Source organism: Streptomyces sp. CWNU-52B, assembly GCF_047444975.1.
Taxonomy (GTDB): domain Bacteria; phylum Actinomycetota; class Actinomycetes; order Streptomycetales; family Streptomycetaceae; genus Streptomyces.
Genome location: NZ_JBLFJV010000050.1, coordinates 321,337 through 345,042 on the forward strand (window position 1 = coordinate 321,337; position 23,706 = coordinate 345,042).

Annotated in this window: 18 protein-coding genes; 10 read left to right on the forward strand and 8 right to left on the reverse strand. The window is 71.0% G+C overall.

Features of this window, described 5'->3' with window-relative positions; translation table 11 throughout:
• Positions 1–304: 304 nt before the first annotated feature.
• Positions 305–1,006, reverse strand: coding sequence for an HAD family hydrolase (locus ACLVWQ_RS34305; protein WP_414113138.1), 702 nt, complete (start codon positions 1,004–1,006; stop codon positions 305–307).
• A 365-nt stretch (positions 1,007–1,371) separates the two neighbouring features.
• Positions 1,372–4,899: a methionine synthase gene (gene metH, locus ACLVWQ_RS34310; protein WP_414113139.1), complete on the reverse strand. Its 3,528-nt coding sequence runs from the start codon at positions 4,897–4,899 to the stop codon at positions 1,372–1,374.
• Positions 4,900–5,208: 309 nt separating this feature from the next.
• Here metH and ACLVWQ_RS34315 point away from each other — a divergent pair, with 309 nt between their 5' ends.
• The 9 genes from ACLVWQ_RS34315 to ACLVWQ_RS34355 all read left to right on the forward strand — a co-directional run bounded on the left by ACLVWQ_RS34315 (position 5,209) and on the right by ACLVWQ_RS34355 (position 16,645).
• Positions 5,209–5,973 carry an IclR family transcriptional regulator gene (locus ACLVWQ_RS34315; RefSeq protein ID WP_414113342.1) on the forward strand — a complete coding sequence of 255 codons (765 nt, stop codon included), beginning with the start codon at positions 5,209–5,211 and terminating at the stop codon, positions 5,971–5,973.
• A 396-nt stretch (positions 5,974–6,369) separates the two neighbouring features.
• Entirely contained in the window at positions 6,370–7,158 is a 789-nt protein-coding gene (locus ACLVWQ_RS34320; RefSeq protein ID WP_414113140.1) for an MIP/aquaporin family protein, read from the forward strand.
• 111 nt (positions 7,159–7,269) lie between these two features.
• Positions 7,270–8,838 (forward strand): glycerol kinase GlpK, encoded by a 1,569-nt coding sequence (glpK, locus tag ACLVWQ_RS34325; protein WP_414113141.1) that lies wholly within the window; start codon positions 7,270–7,272, stop codon positions 8,836–8,838.
• A gap of 6 nt (positions 8,839–8,844) precedes the next feature.
• Positions 8,845–10,470, forward strand: coding sequence for an FAD-dependent oxidoreductase (locus ACLVWQ_RS34330; protein ID WP_414113142.1), 1,626 nt, complete (start codon positions 8,845–8,847; stop codon positions 10,468–10,470).
• Between the two features lie 402 nt (positions 10,471–10,872).
• Entirely contained in the window at positions 10,873–11,643 is a 771-nt protein-coding gene (locus tag ACLVWQ_RS34335; protein ID WP_414113143.1) for a nucleoside phosphorylase, read from the forward strand.
• Between the two features lie 138 nt (positions 11,644–11,781).
• Positions 11,782–12,453 (forward strand): FadR/GntR family transcriptional regulator, encoded by a 672-nt coding sequence (locus tag ACLVWQ_RS34340; protein ID WP_414113144.1) that lies wholly within the window; start codon positions 11,782–11,784, stop codon positions 12,451–12,453.
• A 309-nt stretch (positions 12,454–12,762) separates the two neighbouring features.
• A complete protein-coding gene (locus tag ACLVWQ_RS34345) occupies positions 12,763–13,839 on the forward strand; it encodes a PAC2 family protein (RefSeq protein WP_414113145.1) in 1,077 nt (358 codons plus the stop codon).
• A gap of 316 nt (positions 13,840–14,155) precedes the next feature.
• The gene (locus ACLVWQ_RS34350; protein WP_414113146.1) at positions 14,156–15,907 is read left to right on the forward strand and encodes a S8 family peptidase; all 1,752 of its coding nucleotides are present in this window, start codon (positions 14,156–14,158) and stop codon (positions 15,905–15,907) included.
• A 117-nt stretch (positions 15,908–16,024) separates the two neighbouring features.
• Positions 16,025–16,645 (forward strand): hypothetical protein, encoded by a 621-nt coding sequence (locus ACLVWQ_RS34355; RefSeq protein ID WP_414113147.1) that lies wholly within the window; start codon positions 16,025–16,027, stop codon positions 16,643–16,645.
• 139 nt (positions 16,646–16,784) lie between these two features.
• Here the strand turns inward: ACLVWQ_RS34355 and mshC are convergent, their stop codons facing one another.
• The 4 genes from mshC to ACLVWQ_RS34375 form a co-directional block, all read right to left on the reverse strand.
• Positions 16,785–18,014: a cysteine--1-D-myo-inosityl 2-amino-2-deoxy-alpha-D-glucopyranoside ligase gene (mshC, locus tag ACLVWQ_RS34360; RefSeq protein ID WP_414113148.1), complete on the reverse strand. Its 1,230-nt coding sequence runs from the start codon at positions 18,012–18,014 to the stop codon at positions 16,785–16,787.
• Between the two features lie 122 nt (positions 18,015–18,136).
• Positions 18,137–19,003, reverse strand: a complete 867-nt coding sequence (locus ACLVWQ_RS34365; protein ID WP_414113149.1) for an SCO1664 family protein — start codon at positions 19,001–19,003, stop codon at positions 18,137–18,139.
• Positions 18,967–19,557 carry a DUF3090 domain-containing protein gene (locus ACLVWQ_RS34370; RefSeq protein WP_414113150.1) on the reverse strand — a complete coding sequence of 197 codons (591 nt, stop codon included), beginning with the start codon at positions 19,555–19,557 and terminating at the stop codon, positions 18,967–18,969. Before ACLVWQ_RS34370 ends, ACLVWQ_RS34365 begins: the two co-directional genes overlap by 37 nt.
• Before the next feature lie 103 nt (positions 19,558–19,660).
• Positions 19,661–20,359: a histidine phosphatase family protein gene (locus ACLVWQ_RS34375; RefSeq protein ID WP_414113151.1), complete on the reverse strand. Its 699-nt coding sequence runs from the start codon at positions 20,357–20,359 to the stop codon at positions 19,661–19,663.
• 62 nt (positions 20,360–20,421) lie between these two features.
• Between ACLVWQ_RS34375 and ACLVWQ_RS34380 the strand changes: the two genes are divergently transcribed.
• Positions 20,422–21,420, forward strand: a complete 999-nt coding sequence (locus ACLVWQ_RS34380; protein ID WP_414113152.1) for a magnesium and cobalt transport protein CorA — start codon at positions 20,422–20,424, stop codon at positions 21,418–21,420.
• 76 nt (positions 21,421–21,496) lie between these two features.
• Here ACLVWQ_RS34380 and ACLVWQ_RS34385 read toward each other — a convergent pair whose 3' ends face one another.
• Together ACLVWQ_RS34385 and ACLVWQ_RS34390 are read right to left on the reverse strand one after the other, a co-directional pair.
• A complete protein-coding gene (locus ACLVWQ_RS34385; RefSeq protein WP_414113153.1) occupies positions 21,497–22,285 on the reverse strand; it encodes a ferritin-like domain-containing protein in 789 nt (262 codons plus the stop codon).
• Positions 22,286–22,573: 288 nt separating this feature from the next.
• Positions 22,574–23,629 carry an LLM class F420-dependent oxidoreductase gene (locus ACLVWQ_RS34390; protein ID WP_414113154.1) on the reverse strand — a complete coding sequence of 352 codons (1,056 nt, stop codon included), beginning with the start codon at positions 23,627–23,629 and terminating at the stop codon, positions 22,574–22,576.
• Positions 23,630–23,706 lie beyond the last annotated feature (77 nt).

Consider the following 23,706-nt stretch of genomic DNA (forward strand, 5'->3'; position numbering starts at 1 on the left):
CGGAGTTGAGTTCCCATCACGCTGCGAAACCAGGTGCGGACGCACCGAAAAACCGACAGCGGAAGGATTCGTACACGCTCCTACGAATCGGGACACAAGGGCGCGTCCCTGACCGGCGAAAAGACCTGCTGGTCACATCAGGGGCGCCCTGTCGAGCCCCCTCCACGTGGCGAACGTCACACCTTCAACCGTGCGAGGAAGTACCGGAATTCAGCCATCCGCGAGACGTGGAGCGGTGATCGAATTATTTAGGTGCTATGGCCACGTAGTTTTTCGTATTCGCTGGTGCACCGTGAGTGAACGATTAACGCTTATCCGTCATCAGACCTCGCAGAAAGGGAAGGTCGACCTGTTCGAGGGAGGTCACGACGGTCCGGCCCGCGGCCGGGGCGATCGGGGACACCGAGGGCACGGCCACGACCTGGCAGCCGGCGGCCTCGCCGGCCGCCACGCCCGTCGCGGTGTCCTCGACGACCGCGCACCTGGCCGGATCCACACCCAGCCCGGCGGCGGCGAACAGGTAGGGGTCGGGGAAGGGCTTGGTGCGCGACACCTCGTCGCCGGCGACGGTCAGGGCGAAGTTCTGGGCGCCGAGCGAGAGCAGGACGCGGTCGATGATGCGGCGGTGCGAGGCGGAGACCAGTGCGGTGGGGACGCGGTGCGCGGCGAGGTCCGCGAGGAGTCTCGCGGCGCCAGGCATCAGGGGCAGGGCCTGGCCGATGCGGTCCTCGAACCCGTCGTTCAGCAGCACCGTCAGCTCGGAGAGGGTGATCCTGGCGCCGGTGGCCTCGATGAGGAAGCCGGCGCTGCGGGTCATGGGGCCGCCGACCACGACGTGCCGCCAGGAGTCGTCCAGCCGGTGGCCCAGCCGGGAGAACACCTCGACCTCGGCGTCCCACCAGAAGCCCTCGGTGTCCACCAGGGTGCCGTCCATGTCGAGGAGTACGGCCTGGAGGGCGGAGCCTTCGGCCGTTCGGGTGCCTGGCGCGGGGACCGTACTGGTCATAGGCGCACCTCCGTTGAGGGACGAGAAGGCCGGTTCCCTTTTGGGGAACCGGCCTGACTGGACCGACCAGTGTACGTCGGCGTCCGGGGAAGTGCGTGTTGGGACTGTTCGGGTGGGGCGGTTCGGGCGGGGCTGGGGGGTGGGCGTGCTTGGTCGGGTGCGGCCGCGTCGGGGTTGCTCGCGCAGTTCCCCGCGCCCCTGAAGAGGCAGCCCCCGCCTGGAAGCGTGCGCCGCTCAGAGGCGGGGGGGGGCGGGGGCATCGATCGAGTGCGGCCGCGTCGTGGTTGCTCGCGCAGTTCCCCGCGCCCCTGAAAAGGCAGCCCCCGCCTGGAAGCGTGCGCCTCTCAGGCGGGGGCGGGTGGGTTTCAGCGGGCGTTGAAGTACTTGGCTTCCGGGTGGTGGATGACGATGGCGTCCGTGGACTGTTCCGGGTGGAGCTGGAACTCCTCCGAGAGGTGGACGCCGATGCGTTCGGGGTCCAGGAGGCGGGCGATCTTCGCGCGGTCCTCCAGGTCCGGGCAGGCGCCGTAGCCGAGGGAGAAGCGCGCGCCGCGGTACTTGAGCGCGAACATGTCCTCGACGTCGGACGGGTCCTCGCCCGCGAAGCCCAGTTCGGAGCGCACGCGCGCGTGCCAGTACTCGGCGAGGGCCTCGGCCAGCTGCACGGACAGGCCGTGCAGTTCGAGGTAGTCGCGGTAGGAGTTCGCCTCGAAGAGCTTCGCCGTCTCCTCGCCGATCCGGTTGCCGACGGTGACGATCTGCAGGCCCACGACGTCCGTCTCGCCCGACTCCTCCGGGCGGAAGAAGTCGGCCAGGCACAGCCGGCGGCCGCGGCGCTGGCGCGGGAAGGTGAAGCGGGTGCGTTCGTTGCCCTGCTCGTCGAGGAGGATCAGGTCGTCGTCCTTGGACACGCACGGGAAGTAGCCGTAGACGACGGCCGCCTCCAGGAGGTTCCCGGTCTGGAGCTGGTCCAGGAGCCCGCGCAGCCGCGGCCGGCCCTCGGTCTCCACCAGTTCCTCGTACGTCGGCCCGTCGCCCGTGCGGGCCTGCTTGAGGCCCCACTGGCCCTTGAAGAGCGCACCCTCGTCGAGCCAGGACGCGTACTCCTTGAGCTGGATGCCCTTGATGACGCGGGTGCCCCAGAAGGGCGGCGTCGGGACGGGGTTGTCGACGGCCACGTCCGAGCGGGCCGCGCCCTCCTCGGGGCGCTCCTCCACGACGGTCTGGGCGGCGGGCCTGACCCGGCGCTGCTTCAGCTCGGGCAGCACGGCGCCCGGTACCCCGCGCTTGACCCCGATCAGCGCGTCCATCAGGCGCAGGCCCTCGAAGGCGTCCCGGGCGTAGCGGACCTCGCCCTCGTAGACCTCGTGCAGGTCCTGCTCCACGTACGCGCGGGTCAGTGCGGCGCCGCCGAGGATCACGGGGTAGTCGGAGGCCATCTTGCGCTGGTTGAGCTCCTCCAGGTTCTCCTTCATGATCACCGTGGATTTGACCAGCAGTCCCGACATGCCGATGACGTCCGCCCGGTGTTCCTGGGCGGCCTCCAGGATCGCGGAGACGGGCTGCTTGATGCCCAGGTTGACGACGGTGTAGCCGTTGTTGGACAGGATGATGTCGACGAGGTTCTTGCCGATGTCGTGGACGTCGCCGCGCACGGTGGCCAGCACGATGGTGCCCTTGCCCTCGTCGTCGGTCTTCTCCATGTGCGGTTCCAGGTGGGCCACGGCGGTCTTCATGACCTCGGCCGACTGGAGCACGAACGGCAGCTGCATCTGGCCGGATCCGAACAGTTCGCCGACGACCTTCATGCCGTCCAGAAGGGTCTCGTTGACGATGTCGAGGGCCGGGCGCGTCCGGAGGGCGTCGTCGAGGTCCTGTTCGAGGCCGTTCTTCTCGCCGTCGATGATGCGGCGCTTGAGCCGCTCGTCGAGCGGCAGTGCCGCCAGTTCCTCGGCGCGGCCGGCCTTGCGGGACTTGCTGGTGGCGCCCTCGAAGAGGGCCATCAGCTTCTGCAGCGGGTCGTAGCCCTCGCGGCGGCGGTCGTAGATGAGGTCGAGGGCGGTGGTGACCTCCTCCTCGGTGAAGCGGGCGATCGGCAGGATCTTCGAGGCGTGCACGATCGCCGAGTCGAGACCGGCCTTGACGCACTCGTCGAGGAAGACCGAGTTGAGCAGGACGCGCGCGGCCGGGTTGAGGCCGAAGGAGATGTTCGACAGGCCCAGGGTGGTCTGGACGTCCGGGTGGCGCTGCTTGAGCTGCCGGATCGCCTCGATCGTGGCGAGGCCGTCGCCGCGGGACTCCTCCTGACCGGTGCAGATGGTGAAGGTCAGGGTGTCGATGAGGATGTCCGACTCGTGGATGCCCCAGTTGCCGGTGAGGTCGTCGATGAGCCGTTCGGCGATGGCCACCTTGTGCTCGGGTGTGCGGGCCTGGCCCTGCTCGTCGATGGTGAGGGCGATCAGCGCGGCGCCGTGCTCCCGCGCGAGCTTCGTCACCTTCGCGAACCGTGACTCGGGGCCGTCGCCGTCCTCGTAGTTGACGGAGTTGATGACCGCGCGGCCGCCGAGCTTCTCCAGTCCCGCGCGGATGACGGGGACCTCGGTGGAGTCGAGCACGATCGGCAGGGTGGAGGCGGTGGCGAAGCGGCCGGCGAGTTCGGCCATGTCGGCGGCGCCGTCGCGGCCCACGTAGTCGACGCACAGGTCGAGCATGTGCGCGCCCTCGCGGATCTGGTCGCGGGCGATCTCCACGCAGTCGTCCCAGCGGGCCTCCAGCATGGCCTCGCGGAACTTCTTCGAGCCGTTGGCGTTGGTGCGCTCGCCGATCGCCATGTAGGCGGTGTCCTGGCGGAACGGCACGGTCTGGTAGAGCGAGGCGGCGCCGGGCTCGGGGCGCGGGTCGCGCGGGGCGGGGGCGAGGCCCCGTACGCGCTCGACGACCTGCCGCAGGTGCTCGGGGGTCGTGCCGCAGCAGCCGCCGATCAGGGAGAGGCCGTACTCGGTGACGAAGGTTTCCTGGGCGTCGGCGAGTTCGGGCGCGGTGAGCGGGTAGTGGGCACCGTTCTTGCCGAGGACGGGCAGTCCCGCGTTGGGCATGCAGGACAGCGGGATGCGGGAGTGGCGGGCCAGGTAGCGCAGGTGCTCGCTCATCTCGGCGGGCCCGGTGGCGCAGTTCAGGCCGATCATGTCGATGCCGAGCGGTTCGAGCGCGGTGAGCGCGGCGCCGATCTCGGAGCCCAGCAGCATGGTGCCGGTGGTCTCGACGGTCACGGAGACGATGAGCGGCAGGTCGGCGCCGAGGTTCTCCAGGGCGCGGCGGGCGCCCAGCACGGACGCCTTGGTCTGCAGCAGGTCCTGGGTGGTCTCCACGAGCAGCGCGTCGGCGCCGCCGACGATCATGCCTTCGGCGTTCTGCTGGTACGCGTCGCGCAGGAGGCCGTACGGGGCGTGGCCGAGTGTCGGCAGCTTGGTGCCGGGGCCCATGGAGCCGAGGACCCAGCGCTGCTGTCCGGTGGAGGCGGTGAACTCGTCGGCGACCTCGCGGGCGATGCGGACGCCGGCCTCGGAGAGTTCGAAGACGCGGTCGGCGATGTCGTACTCGGCGAGGGCCGCGTGGTTGGCGCCGAAGGTGTTGGTCTCGACGCAGTCGACGCCCACGGCGAAGTATTCCTGGTGGACGGAGCGCACGATGTCGGGGCGGGTGATGTTCAGGATCTCGTTGCAGCCCTCGAGGTTCTGGAAGTCCTCGAGGGTCGGGTCCTGTGCCTGAAGCATCGTGCCCATCGCGCCGTCGGCCACCACCACCCGGGTGGCGAGCGCCTCGCGCAGGGCGTCGGTTCGGGTCCGGCTGTAGGCCGACTCGGTCGGAAGGGACGGGTTCGGCAACGAGGCCATGGAAGATGCTCCCTGGAGTGCGACGGCTGTCGGCTTTGCGCTTCTTTTGGAAGGCGCACGCCGTCAGGGTAGCCCGCGGCGCGGCGGATGGGGTGGGTGCGTCCACGGGACGGACGCGCGGCCGGTCTCCGGGGGCGTACCGGCGCCGGTGTCCGGGGCCGCCGGCTGGTCCGGGTCCGGGCGGGTTCGCGACCTGTGTCGGCCGCCCATTGGCGGGAGGTCGACAACGAGCGGTAATGTTCGGCAATGCCGAACGGTGGCGGCGAAAGCGGCGACCGGCGGTCCAACGGGACGGAGGGCACGACGGCGATGGCACGGAACATCCAGTCGCTCGAACGGGCGGCCGCGATGCTGCGGCTGCTCGCGGGCGGGGAGCGACGGCTCGGCCTGTCGGACATCGCCTCGTCGCTGGGCCTGGCCAAAGGCACGGCCCACGGGATCCTGCGCACCCTGCAACAGGAGGGTTTCGTCGAGCAGGACGGGCCCTCGGGGCGGTACCAGCTGGGCGCCGAGCTGCTGCGTCTGGGGACGACCTACCTCGATGTGCACGAGCTGCGGGCGCGCGCCCTGGTGTGGACCGACGACCTGGCCCGTTCCAGCGGCGAGAGCGTGTACCTGGGGGTGCTGCACCAGCAGGGCGTGCTGATCGTGCACCACGTGTTCAGGCCCGACGACAGCCGGCAGGTGCTGGAGGTGGGGGCCATGCAGCCGCTGCACTCCACGGCGCTGGGCAAGGTCCTGTCGGCGTACGACCCGGTGGCGCACAGCGAGGCCCTGGAGGCCGAGCGCGAGGAGTTCACGGCGCGCACGGTGAGCGCCGCCGACGCGTTCGAGGACATCCTCGACCTCGCCCGCGCGCGCGGGTACGCGGCCGATGTCGAGGAGACGTGGACGGGAGTGGCCTCGGTGGCCGCGCCGATCCACAACCAGCGGCGGATGCCGGTTGGCGCGGTGGGGGTCGCGGGGGCGGTGGAGCGGGTCTGCAAGGACGGCGAGCTGCGCCCCGAGCTGATCGCCGCCGTGCGCGACTGCGCCCGCGCGGTGTCCAGGGACCTGGGGGCCGGGCGGTTCTGAGCCGGCCGCTCGGGCGGTGCCCGCCGGAGGGTCTCGGAAGGCTCCGGCCCAAGGTTCTGGAAGGTTCTGAGGGGTTCTGGAGTTCCCGCCGTGGCGGGTGGGAAGAAGGCCGGTACGTCGTCGACGTACCGGCCTTTTCCGCGCCTCCGCCCCCGTCCCTGTGATCGATGGGTCACATCAGCCAGTAACGATCGTGTTTTCGACAACAGAGGCCTTGACGAGGTGGTATTGGCAGAGCAAGACTCCCGTCCATCGGTCGGCATTGTCGAACACCTACCGGCAATACGCGTTAGAGTGTGACAAGGCCAGGGCCGGCAACGACCTCACCTGAGGTCGGCGACCACCGGAGGGACCCGGGGTTCGCCTTTACCTGGACGAAGGACAAAGGAGTCGCGGGTGTCCAGCTCCGACATCTTCATCGGCGAGACCATCGGTACCGCCATACTCATCCTGCTCGGCGGTGGCGTGTGCGCCGCCGTCACGCTGAAGGCCTCCAAGGCGCGCAACGCCGGCTGGCTCGCCATCGCCTTCGGGTGGGGCTTCGCCGTGATGACCGCCGTGTACATCTCGGCGCCGCTCTCCGGTGCCCACCTGAACCCGGCCGTGACCCTCGGGATCGCGATCAAGGACGACGACTGGAGCAACGTCCTGACCTATTGGTCGGGCCAGCTCCTCGGCGCCATGATCGGTGCGGCGCTCGTGTGGGTCGCGTACTACGGACAGTTCCTCGCGCATCTCACCGACCGGGAGGTCGTGGGCGGCCCCGGTGCGCAGAGCGTCAAGTCCGTGGAGGCGCGGGAGGCCAAGGCCGGCCCCGTGCTCGGCGTCTTCTCCACCGGCCCCGAGATCCGGGTCGTCTGGCAGAACGTCGCCACGGAGATCATCGCCACCGTCGTGCTGGTGCTCGCGGTCCTCACGCAGGGGCTCAACGACAGCGGCAAGGGTCTCGGCACCCTGGGCGCCCTGATCACCGCCTTCGTGGTCGTCAGCATCGGCCTCTCGCTCGGTGGCCCCACGGGGTACGCGATCAACCCGGTCCGTGACCTCGGCCCGCGCATCGTGCACGCCCTGCTGCCGCTCCCCAACAAGGGCGGGTCGGACTGGGGCTACGCCTGGATACCGGTGGTGGGTCCGCTGATCGGCGGAGCCCTCGCCGCAGGCATCTACAACGTCGCTTTTGCTTAGAGCCGTACGTCCGCCGCGAGCCGTGCGTCCGCCAGGTGCGCACGCCGGCTCGGCGCCGGAAGCAATACGCCGTAAGCCAGCCCCTTTTCCACGCACTTCCAGGAGCACACCGTGACCGACGCGCACACCGCCGCCACCCACTCCCACGGCGCGGGCCCGTTCATCGCCGCCATCGACCAGGGCACCACGTCCAGCCGCTGCATCGTCTTCGACCGGGACGGCCGGATCGTCTCCGTCGACCAGAAGGAGCACGAGCAGATCTTCCCGAAGCCGGGCTGGGTCGAGCACAACGCCACCGAGATCTGGACCAACGTCGAGGAGGTCGTCGCCTCGGCCATCGCGAAGGCCGGCATCACCCGCGACGACATCAAGGCCATCGGCATCACCAACCAGCGCGAGACGACGCTGCTGTGGGACAAGAACACCGGTGAGCCCGTCCACAACGCCCTCGTCTGGCAGGACACCCGCACCGACGCGCTCTGCAAGGAACTGGGCCGCAACGTCGGCCAGGACCGCTTCCGCCGCGAGACCGGCCTGCCGCTCGCGTCGTACTTCGCGGGGCCCAAGGCCCGCTGGCTGCTCGACAACGTCGAGGGCCTGCGCGAGCGCGCCGAGGCCGGCGACATCCTCTTCGGCACCATGGACAGCTGGGTCATCTGGAACCTGACGGGCGGTGTGAACGGCGGCCGGCACGTCACCGATGTCACCAACGCCTCCCGCACCATGCTGATGAACCTGCACACCATGCAGTGGGACCCGAAGATCGCCGAGTCCATCGGGGTCCCGATGGCGATGCTGCCCGAGATCCGCTCCTCCGCCGAGGTGTACGGCGAGATCACCGGCGGCAAGCTGGGCGACCTGCTCGGCGGCATCCCGGTCGCCTCCGCGCTCGGTGACCAGCAGGCGGCCCTGTTCGGCCAGACCTGTTTCGCCGAGGGCGAGGCCAAGTCCACGTACGGCACCGGCACGTTCATGCTGATGAACACCGGTGACAAGCTCATCAACTCCTACAGCGGCCTGCTGACCACCGTCGGCTACCAGATCGGCGACCAGAAGCCGGTCTACGCCCTAGAGGGTTCCATCGCCGTCACCGGTTCGCTCGTCCAGTGGATGCGCGACCAGATGGGCCTCATCAAGTCCGCCGCCGAGATCGAGACGCTCGCGCTGTCGGTCGAGGACAACGGCGGCGCGTACTTCGTGCCGGCCTTCTCCGGTCTGTTCGCCCCGTACTGGCGTCCCGACGCCCGCGGTGTGATCGCCGGCCTGACCCGGTACGTCACCAAGGCGCACATCGCGCGCGCCGTCCTGGAGGCCACGGCCTGGCAGACCCGTGAGATCAGCGACGCCATGACGAAGGACTCCGGCGTCGAGCTCGCGGCCCTCAAGGTCGACGGCGGCATGACCTCCAACAACCTGCTGATGCAGACCCTGGCCGACGTCCTGGACGCACCCGTGGTGCGCCCGATGGTCGCCGAGACCACCTGCCTCGGCGCCGCCTACGCCGCCGGTCTCGCCGTCGGCTTCTGGACCAACACCGAGGACCTGCGCGCCAACTGGCGCCGGGCCGCGGAATGGACCCCGAACATGGCCGCGGAGACCCGTGACCGTGAGTACAAGAGCTGGCTCAAGGCCGTCGAGCGGACCATGGGCTGGCTCGAAGACGATGCTGACGAGGAGTAATTCGCAATGACCACCCTGCAGAGTGTCCCGGCTCTTGGGACGCAGCCGGCGGGCGGCTCCGCCGCGTTCAACGTGAAGGCAGTGGGCCGCGCCGAGACCCGGGAGCAGCTGTCCAAGGCGACATACGACCTCCTGGTGATCGGCGGCGGGATCCTGGGCATCTCCACGGCCTGGCATGCCGCCCAGTCGGGTCTGCGGGTGGCCCTGGTCGACGCCGGTGACTTCGCCGGCGCGACCTCCTCCGCCTCCTCCAAGCTGCTGCACGGCGGTCTGCGCTATCTGCAGACCGGCGCGGTGAAGCTGGTGGCGGAGAACCACTTCGAACGTCGCGCGGTCTCCCGCCAGGTGGCCCCCCACCTGGCGAACCCGCTCACGTTCTACCTGCCCGTGTACAAGGGCGGGCCGCACGGCGCGGCCAAGCTGGGCGCGGGCGTCTTCGCGTACTCGGCCCTGTCCGCCTTCGGTGACGGCGTCGGCCATCTGCTGTCGCCCGCCAAGGCCGCGCAGGACGTTCCCGAGCTGCGTACGGACAACCTGAAGGCCGTGGCCGTGTACGGCGACGACCAGATGAACGACTCCCGGATGGCGCTGATGACGGTCCGCGCGGCCGTCGAGTCGGGGGCCACCGTGCTCAACCACGCCGAGGTCACGGGACTGCGCTTCACGCGCGGCCGGGTGACCGGCGCGGAGCTCAAGGACCGGCTCTCCGGTGACGAGTTCGGCGTGTCGGCGCGCCTGGTGCTCAACGCGACCGGGCCGTGGGTGGACCACCTGCGGAAGCTGGAGGACGAGCACGCGGCACCCTCGATCCGCCTGTCGAAGGGCGCGCACCTGGTCCTCAAGCGCACCTCGCCCTGGAAGGCCGCGCTGGCCACCCCGATCGACAAGTACCGCATCACGTTCGCCCTCCCCTGGGAGGACATGCTGCTGCTCGGTACGACCGACGAGGAGTTCGAGGGCGACCCGGCGGACGTCTCGGTCACCGAGAAGGACATCGCCCAGATCCTGGACGAGGCCGCGTTCTCCGTACGTGACAAGCAGCTGACCCGTGATCTGATCACGTACTCCTTCGCCGGGCTGCGGGTGCTGCCGGGCGGTCCCGGTGACACGTCGAAGGCCAAGCGGGAGACGGTCGTCACCGAGGGCCGGGGCGGCATGCTGTCCGTCGCGGGCGGCAAGTGGACGACCTTCCGGCACATCGGCCGGACCGTCATGAAGCAGCTGGAGTCGCTGCCGGGCCGGCCGCTCGGCGAGGACTTCGAGCCGGTCTCCGCGCTGCCGAAGAAGCTGCCGCTGCCGGGGGTCGCCAACCCGCGCGCGGTCGCGCACCGGCTCCTGGTCGACGGCTCGGCGCCCGGTCCGCGCATGGCCGCCGACACCGCCAGGCACCTGGCGACGCACTACGGTTCGCTGGCCTTCGACATCGCGCGCCTGGCGAACGACAACCCGGAGCTGGCCCAGCGGGTGCACGAGGACGCTCCGGAGATCTGGGCGCAGGTCGTGTACGCGCGGGACAACGAGTGGGCCGAGACGGCGGACGACGTGCTGCGCCGCCGGACCACCCTGACGATCCGCGGCCTCGCGAACGACGAGATACGGGGCAAGGTGCAGAACCTGCTCGACAACAAGTAGGCGCGCGGCACGGTTCGGAGGGCGGCTGCCACGGGGCGGCCGCCCTCCGGCGTACGCCGGGGCCCCGTCGGCCCCTCAGAGGGGCGCGGCGAACTGCGCGCCCAGCCCCCACCGCCCGGCAGGCCCATCACCACGCCCCGCCCGGGGCGCTCGACCGCCCCCAGAGCGGGCAGCCGCCCGCGGTCGGCCCTGGGCGCAGCCGGCCACATGGTCTCCACGCGTCCCGCCCCCGTACCGGTCTCCTGGCCCGGCCTCGCCGCCCCGTAGCGTGTCCCTGCGCGCACGGCCGCCGTGCGTACCTCGGCCGTCACGTGAACTCGCGGCACCGGCGGACCTGGTGGCCCGATACGGTCGGCCGACGCCGTGCCGTCGCCGCAACGACCGTACGACTGGAGCCACTTGATGACGCAGGACCTGTCCCCCGTCGCCCGCGTCCCCCGCGCCGGGCTGCCGGCGCATGCCGTCGTGGTCGGGGATCCGGCGCGCGCCGCGGCTGTCGCCGCGCTGCTCGACGGCCGCGAGGAGGTCTCGTACCACCGCGAGTACCGTGTGTTCACGGGGACTTGGCAGGGTGTGCCGGTCCTCGTCGCCTCCCACGGGGTGGGCGCGCCGGGTGCGATCCTGCTCTTCCAGGAGCTGGCGGACGCGGGAGTGCGCACGTTCCTGCGGTTCGGCACGGCGGGTGCGATGCGGCCCGGGATTCGCGACGGCGACCTCGTCGTCGCGGAGGCCGCCGTACGGGACGACGGGGTGACCCAGCAGCTGGTGCCGCCCGAGTATCCGGCGGTGGCGGCGCCCGAGGCGGTGCTCGCGCTCCAGTCGGCGGCGCGTCGGCAGGGCGCCCCGCACCACCGGGGTCTCGTGTGGACGCGGGCCGCCTTCCAGCCGGGGCTGATACCGCTGACCGCGTACGAGGGAGCGGGGCTCGCGGCCATAGAGATGGAGCTGTCCGCGCTGTACGTGACGGCGTCGCTGCGCGGGCTGACCGCGGGCGGCGTGCTCGTGATCGACGGCGTGAACGCGGACGAACTCGTCGACGAGGCCCGCACCGGCGGTTACGACCCGCACCGTGACGTCGTCGCGGCGGGCGTGGAGCGCGGCGGGGTGGTCGTGCTGGAGGCCCTGCGTCTGCTGGCCGAGGCCGGGGCCGGGGCCGAGCAGCACGTGCTGTGAGTGTCCCCACGTCTCCGAGCCGCATAATGAGAGATCGGGCACAAGACATCGGGTGTCTGAGCAACAGCCCTGGCGACGGTCCCAGTGGCGGTGCGCGTGACCGTGCGCATGACGGTCCTAGGGACGGGGAGGCCTGCCATGGCGGTCACCGATGAGGCGATCGAGAAGATCAAGGGAATGATCGTCTCCGGCGCGCTGCGCCCCGGCGACCGGCTCCCGAAGGAGAGCGAGCTCGCCGCCGACCTGGGCCTGTCGCGGAACTCCCTGCGAGAGGCGGTGCGCGCGCTCTCGCTGATCCGCATCCTGGACGTGCGGCAGGGCGACGGCACGTACGTCACGAGCCTGGACCCGCAGCTCCTCCTGGAGGCGATGAGTTTCGTCGTGGACTTCCACCGCGACGACACGGTGCTGGAGTTCCTCGCGGTACGCCGCATCCTGGAGCCGGCCGCCACGGCGCTGGCGGCGCCGCTGATCGGCGAGGAGCGACTGGACGCGCTGACGGCCCAGTTGAACGCCCTGGGCGAGGAGCCCTCGGTGGAGGAACTCGTGGCCTGCGACCTGGAGTTCCACCGGGGCATCGTCCAGAGCTCGGGGAACTCGGTGCTCTGCTCCCTCCTCGACGGCCTCTCGGGTCCCACCACCCGCGCCCGCATCTGGCGGGGCCTGACCCAGGAGGACGCGGTCAGCCGCACCCTGCACGAGCACCGCGCGATCCTCGGCGCCCTGCGCGACCGGGACGCGGAGGCGGCCCGCTCCTGGGCGACCGTGCACATCGCGAGCGTGGAGCAGTGGCTGCGCTCGACGCTGTGAGGTGCCGAAGGTGCCGGGCCGACCGCTCCGCGGACCTCGGCCCCGACGCGAAGCCATGACATCGGAGCCATGACATCGGACCTCTGTCGGTCGTCCGACGTGGACCGTGCCGAAGCCATGGCCTGACATTCACCGGGCCGACGGCCGAAGTCGGCGCCGGGACAGCTCGGACGGCCGCCGTGTGTTCGGAGGCGGTGATCGGGGCATTGATCCGGTCACTCCCCCACGCGAGGGGCTGCGGACGCCCTGCGCACACGCCGTAAGGTTGGGTCGTACGCGAGGGCACGTCGGAAGTGAAGGAGGCGCTGGGTGATCGAGCTGGACGGGGTTCCCGAGCTGGTCGACCCGGTCATGGTGGCCGCGTTCGAGGGCTGGAACGACGCCGGCGACGCCGCCTCCACCGCGGTCGCACATCTGGACGGCGAATGGAAGGGCGAGGTGTTCGCGGCGCTCGACGCCGAGGACTACTACGACTTCCAGGTGAACCGCCCCACCGTGTGGCTGGACGGCGGCGTCCGCAAGATCACCTGGCCGACGACAAGGCTGTCGGTGGTCCGGGTCGGCGGCGACAAGCCGCGGGACCTGGTGCTGGTGCGGGGCATCGAGCCGTCGATGCGCTGGCGCTCCTTCTGCAACGAGCTGCTCGGCTTCGCCCATGAGCTGGGCGTGGAGCTGGTGGTCATCCTGGGCGCACTTCTCGGTGACACCCCGCACACCCGTCCGGTGCCGGTCAGCGGAGTCACCTCCGACCCCGACCTGGCGCGCACGATGGACCTGGAGGAGACCAAGTACGAGGGCCCCACGGGCATCGTCGGCATCCTCCAGGAGGCGTGCACGCACGCGGGCGTACCCGCGGTGTCGCTGTGGGCCGCCGTGCCGCACTACGTCTCGCAGCCGCCGAACCCGAAGGCGACACTGGCCCTCCTGAACCGCCTGGAGGACCTCATCGACATGCGGATCCCGCTGGGCGAGCTGCCCGAGGACGCCCGTGCCTGGCAGGTGGGCGTGGACCAGCTGGCCGCGGAGGACAGCGAGGTCGCCGAGTACGTACAGACGCTGGAGGAGGCCCGGGACACCGCCGAGCTGCCGGAGGCGTCGGGCGAGGCGATCGCCCGCGAGTTCGAGCGCTATCTGCGCAGGCGGGACGGGGGTGGTCCGGCGGCACCGCCCGGCGGCCACGCCACGGAGAGCGGCGACGCCGCGCCGTTCCTGCGGGACACCGCGGGCGGGCGCGCGAGGCCGCCGAAGCCGTCGCGCCCGGAGACCACCGACGACGTCACCGCCGACGCCGACGCCACTGACGACGAGGCCGGCGCCGCGGACGAGGACTCCGCGGGTTCCGCCGAGGGTTCCTCCGGCGCCTCCGAGGACTCGTCGGAGGACTGAGCCGACGAGCTTGCGGGCCGGCGAGGTTCCAGGCCGGCGAAGGGGCGGTGCGCTGCGTGCGCACCGCCCCTCGCACGTCGCTCCCCGGTCACCGCCGGCGCATCGCACGACACCCGTCTCCGTAGCGTTTGGCCGGGTTGTGTCGTGCCATCGTTTTCCGGACGAAATGCACACGGTACCCAATTCAACTTGTTCCAAACTCTGTTGGCCAACTCGGGGGTGGACGAGTGGGCCGGGGAGGAGCAGGGTGTGCCCCGGAAGGGGACAGCGGTACCGACAACTCCACACCTGCACGTACCGAAGGGAGCGGCACGCGATGACCGACCAGGTACAGCCTGAGCAGGGCCCGGGAGCGTCCGGGCCGGGGCCCGACGGAGCGGGATTCAACTACCGGGGAGCCGAGCAGGAACTCATCGTCGTCGCCAGGCCCGAAGCCCAGCTGCGCGCCGGGGCGGCCGGGGTCCGTTCGGCGACCGGCGCCGACGTGTCGGCACTCACGATGTTCCTCAGCGACGAACAGCTCGCTCTGGAGCCGCTGTTCGGCAGCGAGGAGCGGCTGCGGTCGGCGGCACAGCCCGCGGCGACCGCGGGCGCCGAGACCCTGCCCGACCTCGGTCTGTTCTACCGGGTACGCGGCGGCGGGGAACGGGCCCAGGAACTGCGCTCACGGATCGCCGCGCTGCCGGAGATCGCCACGGCCTATGTGAAACCGGCCGCCGTACCGGCCTCCGTGGGATCCGTCGGGCAGAGCACCGACGAGAGCCCGCGGCGCAAGGAGGGCGCGCCCGTCACGCCCGACTTCACCAGCCGCCAGGGCTACCTGCGCCCCGCGCCCGAGGGCGTGGACGCGTACTGGGCCTGGCAGCGCCCCGGCGGATCCGGCCAGGGCGTCACCGTGATCGACGTGGAAGGGGCCTGGCAGCTGGGCCACGAGGACCTGGCCGCGAAACTCGCGGGTGTGGTCGTCGGCACCCCGATCCAGGATCTGGCCTGGCGCAACCACGGCACCGCCGTGATCGGCGTGATCGGCGGCGACCGCAACGAGTACGGGATCACCGGCATCGTGCCGGACAGCGTGACCGCGGCCGCGTCCTTCCACGACCTCGGCACGGCGGCGGCGATCCACGCGGCGGCCGAGCGGCTCGGCGCCGGCGACATCATCCTGATCGAACTGCACCGGCCCGGACCGCGGTTCGACTACCAGGAGCGTGACGATCAGCGGGGCTACATCCCGATCGAGTGGTGGCCCGACGACTTCGCGGCCGTCCGGTACGCGACCGCCAGGGGCATCCTCGTGGTGGAGGCCGCGGGCAACGGCGGGGAGTCCTTGGACGACGCGGTCTACGAGCGCCGCCCCGACGAGTTCCCGGAGTGGTGGCGCAACCCCTTCAACCCGTCCAACCAGTCCTCCGGCGCGATCCTGGTCGGCGCGGGCGCCCCGCCGCCCGGCACCCACGGCCGCGACCACGGCCCGGACCGCTCACGCCTGGCGTTCTCCAACTACGGGGCCCGGGTGGACGCGCAGGGCTGGGGCCGCGAGGTCACCACGACCGGCGGCTTCTGGGACGGGCCGGGCGATCTGCAGGGTGGCGCCGAGGAGATCGCCTGGTTCACGGACACGTTCTCCGGGACCTCCTCCGCCTCCCCGGTGGTGGTCGGTGCCCTGGCCGCGCTGCAGGGCATGCTCAAGGCGGCCGGCCAGGCATCGATGACTCCGGAGCAGGCACGCAAGGTGCTGCGGGCCACGGGCTCCCCGCAGCAGGACGCCCCGGGCAGGCCCGCCTCGCAGCGCATCGGCAGCCGGCCGGACATCAAGGCGGCCGTGACCCAGCTGCTGCCGGGGGCGGTCGGCTCGGGCCAGGCCGAACGGTACTGGGACGAGCTGGTGCCGTACCCGCGTGAACTCCCGCCCAGGCTCCGGCTCTACGTGGCCGGTGGCTGGCGGAGCCTGAACAACCCGTCCGCCGAGATCCGCCAGTCGGTGCGGTCCGCCTTCGCGAGCGGACGGCCCGACGTACGGGTCTGGTTCTCGGACGACGAGATCGTCGGCCTGGTCGTCACGGGCTGACACCACCGGCACCGGTCCACCCCCCGGTCACCGGTCCGGTCCGGTCCGGTCCGGTCCAAAACCATCCACCGCTCAACGACCAACCATCGCCCAACCATTGAGGGAAGGTGGCACCGCATGAGCACCACCCCGCAGATGAGCCAGCAAGGCCAGCAAGGTCAGCAAGGGATGCCCCAGCAGGCGCAGCAGCAGGGGCCGACCACGGCTCCCCCGCAGCAGGGGCAGCAGCAGGGCTTCGGCCAGCAGCAGTTCGGACCGCAGCAGCCGTTCGCTCCGCAGGGATTCGGGCCGCAGGGCTATGGGCCCCAGGGCTTCGGACCGCAGCAACAGCAGCCGTTCGGCCCCCAGGGCATGGGTCAGCACCAGGGCTTCGGCCAGCATGTTCCGCAGCATCTGCAGCAGCAGCTCCAGCAGCTCGGGCAGCAGCAGCCGTTCCAGCAGCTGCTCCAGCAGCTCGGCGGACAGCAACAGCAGGGCCAGCCGCTGGTCATGCGCAGCGCCGTCGAGGCCGCGGCACTGACGAGGGGCGTCGTCGAGCACTTCTGGGACGTCGTCACCCCGCTGCCGGGCCAGCCGTCGATCCTCTACCTGTACATCGACCAGGCCTGGCGTCCGCTGGTCAACCCGAACCAGGTGACGCACGACACGGTCCAGGAGGCCTTCGCCTACGGTCAGCAGGTCCTCGGGATCTACGACACCTCGACGAACGGTGTCCAGGCCGTGATCGTGAACAAGTAGCGGCGCGACGCACGCTCCACCGCGCGGTTCACCGCGCACGCCCCACCGGAAAGAACGCGAGAGCAAAGGGCGCCGGACGGGTGACGACCCGTCCGGCGCCCGACGTCGTGCGCTGCTCCGGACAACCGCTGCGAAGGCGCTACAGGGCCACGCCCATCAGGGCGTCCACGGCACGCGAGACGACGCCGGGGGCACCCTCGTCCGTACCGCCGCGCTCCTGCTGGAGCGCGGCCCAGCGGTCGACGGCCACGAGGGCCGCCGGCGCGTCCAGGTCGTTCGCGAGGGCCTCGCGGATCTCCTCGACGAGCGCCTCGGCCGGCGGGCCGTCGGGCCGCGACACCGCGGCCCGCCAGCGCTCCAGCCGGGCGACGGCGTCCTGGAGCACCTGGTCGGTCCACTCCCAGTCGCTCCGGTAGTGGTGCGAGAGCAGGGCGAGCCGGATGGCCGCCGGGTCGACGCCCGCGCGGCGCAGCGTCGACACGAAGACCAGGTTGCCCTTGGACTTGGACATCTTCTCGCCGTCGAGCGCGACCATACCGGCGTGCACATAGGCCTTGGCCATGGGGAACTCGCCGGTCAGCGCCTGCGCGTGGGAGGCGCCCATCTCGTGGTGCGGGAAGGCGAGGTCGGAGCCGCCGCCCTGGACGTCGAAGCCCATGCCCAGGTGGTCGAGCGCGATCGCGACGCACTCGATGTGCCAGCCGGGCCTGCCCTGGCCCAGTGAGCCGCCGTCCCAGCTCGGCTCGCCCTCGCGGGCGGCCATCCACAGCATCGGGTCGAGCGGGTTCTTCTTGCCGGGACGGTCCGGGTCGCCGCCGCGCTCGGCGGACAGCAGCCGCATGGCCGCCGCGTCGAGGCCGGCCACCGAGCCGAAGTGCGGATCCGCCTCGACGGAGAAGTAGACGTCGCCCTCCAGTTCGTACGCGGCTCCGCAGTCCCGCAGCCGCTCGACGAGCGGGACGATCCCGGGTATGGCCTCGACGGCGCCGATGTAGTGCCGCGGGGGCAGCATCCGCAGGGCGGTCATGTCCTCGCGGAAGAGGGCGGTCTCCTGTTCCGCGAGACCCACCCAGTCGACGTTGTCCCGCGCGGCGCGCTCCAGCAGCGGGTCGTCGACGTCCGTCACGTTCTGGACGTAGTGAACCTGCCGCTTGGTGTCGAGCCACACGCGCTGCACGAGGTCGAACGCGTTGTAGGTCGCCGCGTGACCGATGTGGGTCGCGTCGTACGGAGTGATGCCGCAGACATAGATACGGGCGACGGGACCGGGGTCGAGGGTCACGGGACCACCGGTCGCGGTGTCGTGGATCCTGAGGTCGCGGCCCGTGCCGGGCAGGGCGGGGACCTCGGAAGCGGGCCAGGCATGCATACCTTGAGCCTAACCGGACGGATGTTCCGTATACGAACCGGACCAGGCCGGATGGCCTGACAGGCACTCTTGCGCACGAGCCGGGAGTGTGCGTTCCGGCCGTGCCGGACCGTGCGGCGCGGCTACACGGGGGGCCACGGGATGGCGGGCCACTCCCCCGAGGGCTCCGGGTGCCGTCCGGAGGCGAGCAGAGCGGCCACACGCGCGCGTGTGGCGTCCAGTTCCGCCTCGGTGATCAGTTCCCTCAGCCGTGCGCCCAGCGCCCCTCCCAGGGCGTCCCTGAGCCGCTCCAGGACCTCGACCGCCTCCGGGGTCAGCGTCTCCCCCGCCCAGCCCCACAGCAGCGTACGCAGCTTGTTCTCGGCGTTGAAGGCGACACCGTGGTCGATGCCGTACAGCCGCCCGTCGGGTGCGGGGAGCAGGTGTCCGCCCTTGCGGTCCGCGTTGTTGATCACGGCGTCGAGGACGGCGATCCTGCGCAGCCGTTCGTCGTCGGCGTGCACGAGCAGGGCGGTGCGCCCCTCGCCCACCTCGGCGCGGCCGACGGCCTTCCAGCCCTCGCCTGCCTCCTCGGCGTCGACGAGCGCGAGGAGTTCACCGCCTCCGCCTCCGTCGCTGTCGTGACCGTGGCTGTCGTCGCCGTCCCCTGCGTCGTCGCCCGGCGGCTCGATCCACAGCTGGCACATGCCCTCGCCGTACGGGCCGTCGCGCAGCACGGTGAGCGGCACGAGCCCCCAGCCGGTCGCCTCGGACACCTCGTACGCCGCGACCTCCCGCTGGGCGAGGGTGCCGTCGGGGAAGTCCCACAGCGGCCGCTCGCCCGCGACGGGTTTGTAGACGCAGGACGCCTCGGCTCCCTCGTACGACACGTCGCACAGCAGGACCGCGTTCGAGGCCTCACGGATGCGGCCGCGCACCGTCAGCTCGCCCTCGGTGAGCAGCTCGGCGGTGGTCACGCCTCGCGACGGTATCCGTTCTGGCGCGGACATACGTGTCCTTCCGGGTCGAGCGGGAGACTGCACAGCGGGCAGGGCGGCCGGCCGGCGTTGACGACTTCGAGGGCGCGCTTGGTGAAGGCACGGGCCTGTGCTCCGGTGAGGCGGACCCGCAGCATGGGCGGGCCGTTCTCCTCGTCCTGGAGGAGTTCCTCCTCGGCGGCGGCCAGGTCCTCCTCGGAGTCGGCGTCCAGCTCCACGAGCGCCTGGGCCTCGACGATCATGCGCTGTTCGTCGCCGTCCCAGGCAAGGGCCATGGTGCCGACCCGGAACTCCTCCTCCACCGGCGTGTCGAGCGGGGCGGTGTCGGAGACCTCCGACGGGGCCATCGCCGGGACGGGAGCGCTGCCCCCGGTACGCCGTACGACCTCGTCGAGAAGCTCTTCCATCCGTTCGGCGAGCGCCGCGACCTGCGTCTTCTCCAGGGCCACGCTGGTGACCCGGGGGCCCGATGAGGCCTGCAGGAAGAAGGTACGGCGCCCTGGCAGCCCGACCGTGCCGGCTACGAAACGGTCCGGCGGGTCAAAGAGGAACACCTGACGGGACACGTCCTGTCTCCATTGGATCGATCGACTGCTTCTGCCGTCGACTGCGACTGCTGCTGACAACTGCTGCGCTGCTTCGACCGCTTCACCCTACTGCGGCCGACGATCACGGTGCGCCCGCACCGCCCCCGACCGCGGCGTCGGTACCGGACTGTTCGCCGGGCTGTCCCTCGTGCGGCGCGAGCGACGTGAAATCGCCGGTGTCCCCGAGGCGTACGAGAAAGGGCCGCAGCCGTGTGTAACGGATCGCGGTGATGGAACACGGATCTACGGAGATCCGCTGGAAGAGGTCCAGATGAAGACCGAGTGCGTCCGCGACCAGAGACTTGATGATGTCGCCGTGCGAGCACATGAGGTACACGGCGTCGCTGCCGTGGTCGCGCTCCACGCGCGCGTTCCACTCGCGGACCGCTTCGGCGGCCCGGGTCTGCATGGCGCGCATGGACTCGCCGCCCGGGAACGCGGCGGCGGAGGGGTGCGCCTGTACGACCTCCATCAGGGGCTCGCCCTGCAGCTCGGCGAGTTTGCGCCCGGACCAGTCCCCGTAGTGGCACTCCCCTATGCGGTCGTCGGAGTGGGGCCGCAGCTCGGGCCGGGCGTCGAGGAGCGGCTGAATCGTTTCCTGGCAGCGCTGGAGGGGGCTGCTGACGATCTCGGAGAGCGGCAGTGCGGCAAGGCGCCCGGGGAGTGCCGCGGCCTGTGCGCTGCCGCGCTCGTCGAGGGCGACGCCGGGGGTCCACCCGGCGAGCAGTCCCGCGGTGTTGGCCGTGGAGCGTCCGTGCCGGACGAGGATCAAGGTGGGCATGCGACCCAGCCTAGGCTGCGGCGCGAATGCGCCGAGGACCGAGTGACAGGAGAATACGCTCTGTGATCGTGGACTGTGCCATCTACCGGGACGGGCACCGGACGGAGAGCCCGGAGGACCTGTCCGACGCGCTGGACGCGGCACGTGCCTACGGGGACGCCTTCGTGTGGATAGGGCTGCACGAGCCCACCGAGCGCGAGTTCGGTCTCGTCGCCCAGGAGTTCGCTCTGCACGAGCTGGCCGTCGAGGACGCCCTCAAGGCCCATCAGCGCCCCAAGCTGGAGGTGTACGACGACTCGCTGTTCGCGGTGCTCAAGCCGGTGACGTACGAGCCGGACAGCGACACCGTGTCGTCGGGCGAGCTGATGATCTTCCTGGGCGACTCCTTCGTGGTGACCGTGCGCCACGGTGAGGGCTCGCCGCTGAAGACCGTGCGCGGCCGGCTGGACAAGGACCCGGAGATGATGCGGCTGGGTCCCACCGCGGTGCTCTACTCGATCGCCGACGCCACGGTCGACCACTACCTGGAGGTGGCGACCGAGCTGCAGACCGACCTGGAGGAGCTGGAGGCGGAGGTGTTCTCGCCGAACGACGGCGGGTCGAAGAACGTCGCGTCCAGGATCTACCGCTTCAAGCGGCAGATCCTGGAGTTCCGCAGGGCGACGGGACCGCTGTCCCTGCCCTTGAACCGCCTCGCGGGCTCGGGGGTCGGCGGCCCCGCGGTGCCGTTCGTCCACGGCAAGGCGCAGCCGTACCTCCGGGACGTCAACGACCACCTGACCCGGGTGAACGAGTCGGTGGACGCGCTGGACCGGCTGGTCTCGGACGTGCTGTCGGCGCATCTGGCGCAGATGAGCGTGCGGCAGAACGACGACATGAGAAAGATCTCCTCGTGGGCGGCCATGGCCGCGGTACCCACGATGATCGCGGGGATCTACGGCATGAACTTCGAGCACATGCCGGAGCTGCGCTGGGTGTGGGCGTATCCGGCGGTGATCCTGATCATGGTGGTGCTGGAGGTCCTCCTGTACCGGCTCTTCAAGGAGCGGGGCTGGCTGTGACCGGCCGAACCATCCGCACGCGCGCGTGGCGGCCTGCGCGGTTGCACGCGCGCGTGGCGCGCACCCGGGCTCGGGCTCAGGCGAACCCGGGTGCCGCGGCCGGCGGGCCGCCCAGGGCGTCGCGGCGCTCCGGCATCGTCAGGGAGACCATCCGCCGCCAGCCGCCCGCCCGCTCGTACGCGTACATGCCGCGGATGCCCGTGGCGAGCAGGGCCGCCTTGGGCCTGGGCCAGTCGAGGATGCGGCCCATGTGCCCCATCACGGCGAGGCTGACGTCGCGGTAGACGACGATCTCGGCGAGCGCGCACTCGCGCAGCGTCCGCTGGATGGTCCGGCCGTGGCCCGCGCGGGCGAAGCGCAGCAACTCCTCGTGGCAGTACGCGAGGTGGTTGTCCTCGTCGGCGGAGATCATCCGTACGGCGTTGCCGATCTCCGGGTGGTTCCCGAAGTACTTGCGGAGCATCACCATCTGGTCCGCGGCGCGCTGTTCCGTGACCCTGCTGTGGGACAGGTAGGTGACGACGTCCTGCACGGTGAGGGGCTCGTCGCGCCTGAGCCTGTCGTGCGCGAGGCCGATGCCGTGCTTCTCCAGGAGCATCGTGTAGTCGGTCTCGGGCGGGACCTCGACGGGGGTGAGGCCCCGCTTCCTCATGAGCGCCTCGAAGATCCGGCCGTGCTTGTCCTCGTCGGCGCCGTGCCGGGTGATCTTGGGTGCGAGCGCCCGCTCGGTCTCCGGGACGAGAGCCGCGATCCGCCCGTTCTCCCAGCCGCCCTGCGCCTCCCCGCCGGCGGCGATGGAGCAGAAGAGCTGGAACGACTCGTCGTTGTCGATGATCTCCTGGAAGAGACTCCTGGCCGAAAGCATGACTGCCACCTCCCCGACGGAGTCCCACCTCCGTGCGGGACTCCGCGAAGAACGAGTCAAATGGGCAGCCAGGGGTGCGGCAACACCTCTGTCGGACAAATCGGCCGAACGACGGACCCGCGGGGAATGACAGGCGCGTAACCGAGCGGGCCTCGGCGCGTTGTGCTCCGTGACGGCCGTGGCGGGGAAGACCCCCCGAGCCCCCACCACGGCCGTAGAACTCCCAGCCGCGACACCCGCGCGGCCGGTCCGGGCGACAGGGACCGGGGCTGGTCCGATCGAAACGCCCTAGCCGAGTCCGGCGCGCTCCAGGGCGTCGGTTCCGGCGCGCAGCGAGGCCAGCCGGTCGTCCAGGGTGAAACCCGCCGGGGCCAGTGTGAGCGTGGTGACACCGGCGGCCGCGTAGGCCTTCATCCGGTCGGCGATGCGGTCCACGGAACCGAGCAGCGTGGTCTGGTCGATGAGCTGGTGCGGAATGGCCGCCGCCGCGCCCTCCTTGTCGCCGGCCAGGTACTTGTCCTGGATCTCGGCGGCCTCCTTCTCGTACCCCATGCGCTGGGCGAGCTGGTTGTAGAAGTTCTGCTTGCGGCTGCCCATGCCGCCCACGTAGAGAGCGGTGTACGGGCGGAACATGTCGGCCAGCGCCGGTACGTCCTTGTCCTCGCCCAGCGCGAGCGGCACCGTCGGGCAGACGTCGAAGCCGTCCATGGTCAGCCCGGCCTTCTCGCGGCCCGCGCGCAGGTGCTTGATCGCGGTGTCCTCGAGGTGGTCGGCGGACGGGAAGATCAGCAGGGCGCCGTCGGCGATCTCGCCGGTCTGCTCCAGGTTCTTCGGGCCGATCGCGGCGACGTAGAGCGGGATGTGCTCGCGCTCCGGGTGCACGGTCAGCTTGAGCGGCTTGCCCGGTCCGCCCGGCAGCGGAAGCGTCCAGTGCGTGCCCTCGTACGACAGGCGCTCGCGGGTCATCGCCTTGCGGACGATCTCGACGTACTCACGGGTGCGGGCCAGCGGCTTGTCGAACTTGACGCCGTACCAGCCCTCGGAGACCTGGGGTCCGGAGACACCGAGGCCGAGGCGGAAGCGGCCGCCGGACAGCGAGTCCAGGGTGGCGGCGGTCATCGCCGTCATCGCGGGCTGGCGGGCCGGGATCTGGAAGATGGCAGAACCGACGTCGATGCGCTCGGTCTGGGCGGCGACCCAGGTCAGCACCGTGGCCGCGTCCGAGCCGTAGGCCTCCGCGGCCCAGCAGACCGCGTATCCGAGGCGGTCGGCCTCCTTGGCCACGGCGAGGTTGTCCGCGTCCATTCCGGCGCCCCAGTAGCCGAGGTTGATCCCGAGCTGCATGGCCGATTCCCCTTACTGATCAGTAACGTCCCTTGTCCGGCACCCTAGCGCGCCGCCGGGCCCCGCGGCAGAGACAG